Genomic DNA, 2500 nt, shown 5'->3' with positions numbered 1-2500 from the left:
ACCAACTGGAGGGCCGAACCCATAACTGTTGCAATAGTTCGGGATGACTTGTGGCTAGGGGTGAAAGGCCAATCAAACTCGGAAATAGCTGGTTCTCCGCGAAATCTATTTAGGTAGAGCGTCGACCGAATACCCTCGGGGGTAGAGCACTGGATGGGCTATGGGGACTCACCGTCTTACTGATCCTAACCAAACTCCGAATACCGAGGAGTACTAGTCGGCAGACACACGGCGGGTGCTAACGTCCGTCGTGAAAAGGGCAACAACCCTGACCTCCAGCTAAGGTCCCCAAGTCATGGCTAAGTGGGAAAGGATGTGAGGATCCCAAAACAACCAGGATGTTGGCTTAGAAGCAGCCATCATTTAAAGAAAGCGTAACAGCTCACTGGTCTAAATAAGGGTCTTTGCGCCGAAAATGTAACGGGGCTAAAGCCATGCACCGAAGCTGAGGATATGCCGTAAGGCATGTGGTAGCGGAGCGTTCCGTAAGTCTGTGAAGGGGGACCCGTGAGGGCCCCTGGAGATATCGGAAGTGCGAATGTTGACATGAGTAACGATAAAGAGGGTGAGAGACCCTCTCGCCGAAAGACCAAGGGTTCCTGCTTAAAGTTAATCTGAGCAGGGTTAGCCGGCCCCTAAGACGAGGCGGACACGCGTAGTCGATGGGAACCACGTTAATATTCGTGGGCCTGGTGGTAGTGACGGATCTCGTGTGTTGTTCAACCTTATTGGATTGGTTGGGCGGCGAAGAGGTTCCAGGAAATAGCTCCACCGTATAGACCGTACCCGAAACCGACACAGGTGGTCAGGTAGAGTATACCAAGGCGCTTGAGAGAACTATGTTGAAGGAACTCGGCAAATTGCACGCGTAACTTCGGAAGAAGCGTGACCCCAATGTACGCAAGTATTTTGGGGTGGCACAGACCAGGGGGTAGCGACTGTTTATCAAAAACACAGGGCTCTGCGAAGTAGCAATACGACGTATAGGGTCTGACGCCTGCCCGGTGCTGGAAGGTTAAAGGGAGGGGTGCAAGCTCTGAACTGAAGCCCCAGTAAACGGCGGCCGTAACTATAACGGTCCTAAGGTAGCGAAATTCCTTGTCGGGTAAGTTCCGACCTGCACGAATGGCGTAACGACTTCCCCGCTGTCTCCAACATAGACTCAGTGAAATTGAATTCCCCGTGAAGATGCGGGGTTCCTGCGGTCAGACGGAAAGACCCCGTGCACCTTTACTATAGCTTTACACTGGCATTCGCCAAGGCATGTGTAGGATAGGTGGTAGGCTTTGAAGCAGGGACGCCAGTTCCTGTGGAGCCATCCTTGAAATACCACCCTTATCTTCGTGGATGTCTAACCGCGGTCCGTTATCCGGATCCGGGACAGTGTATGGTGGGTAGTTTGACTGGGGCGGTCGCCTCCGAAAGAGTAACGGAGGCGCGCGATGGTTAGCTCAGACCGGTCGGAAATCGGTCGTCGAGTGCAATGGCATAAGCTAGCCTGACTGCGAGACTGACAAGTCGAGCAGAGACGAAAGTCGGTCATAGTGATCCGGTGGTCCCGTGTGGAAGGGCCATCGCTCAACGGATAAAAGGTACGCCGGGGATAACAGGCTGATGACCCCCAAGAGTCCATATCGACGGGGTTGTTTGGCACCTCGATGTCGACTCATCGCATCCTGGGGCTGGAGCAGGTCCCAAGGGTATGGCTGTTCGCCATTTAAAGCGGTACGTGAGTTGGGTTCAGAACGTCGTGAGACAGTTCGGTCCCTATCTGCCGTGGGTGTAGGAATATTGACAGGATCTGTCCCTAGTACGAGAGGACCGGGATGGACGTATCTCTGGTGGATCTGTTGTCCTGCCAAGGGCATAGCAGAGTAGCTATATACGGAATGGATAACCGCTGAAGGCATCTAAGCGGGAAACCAACCTGAAAACGAGTGTTCCCTATCAGAGCCGTGGAAGACGACCACGTTGATAGGACGGGTGTGGAAGTGCAGCAATGCATGAAGCTTACCGTTACTAATAGCTCGATCGGCTTGATCGTTCTCATTGTTCATGTTCATCAACGATGAATTGACGTGTTCAATCAAACAGGGCAAACGCCCTCCAGCTTCTCGAAAACAACGCTTGTTGCGTTTTGCCGACCTGGTGGTTATCGCGGGGCGGCTGCACCCGTTCCCATTCCGAACACGGCCGTGAAACGCCCCAGCGCCAATGGTACTTCGTCTTAAGACGCGGGAGAGTAGGTCGCTGCCAGGTCTGCAAAACGCAACAAACAAAAATCTTCTCATCACTAAATCGGCCCAAGCCGAAATCAACGGGCCGCTTAAGCGGCCTTTTGCTTTATAAAATACTAAACAATAACGCGGGGTGGAGCAGCCCGGTAGCTCGTCAGGCTCATAACCTGAAGGCCGCAGGTTCAAATCCTGCCCCCGCAACCAGATCAAGACCATCAAGACTTTAACTGAAAGCTCCTCCGCATACGCGTCGAGGAGCTTTT

Annotated in this window: 1 tRNA gene and 2 rRNA genes (1 of these 3 running past the window's edge); all 3 read left to right on the top strand. The window is 53.1% G+C overall.

What is annotated here, in order from left to right:
- Window positions 1-2044: ribosomal RNA gene (locus N7578_RS20940) — 23S ribosomal RNA — on the top strand (it extends 840 nt beyond the left edge of the window).
- A 100-nt stretch (window positions 2045-2144) separates the two neighbouring features.
- A 5S ribosomal RNA gene (gene rrf, locus N7578_RS20935) occupies window positions 2145-2259 on the top strand.
- Between the two features lie 105 nt (window positions 2260-2364).
- Window positions 2365-2441: transfer RNA gene (locus tag N7578_RS20930), tRNA-Met, on the top strand.
- Window positions 2442-2500: the final 59 nt, after the last annotated feature.

Origin of the sequence: Agrobacterium tumefaciens (assembly GCF_031801495.1) — a bacterium.
GTDB lineage: Bacteria > Pseudomonadota > Alphaproteobacteria > Rhizobiales > Rhizobiaceae > Agrobacterium > Agrobacterium tumefaciens_K.
The sequence above is the reverse complement of the archived record's forward strand: the minus strand, read 5'-3'. Positions and strand labels throughout refer to the sequence as shown.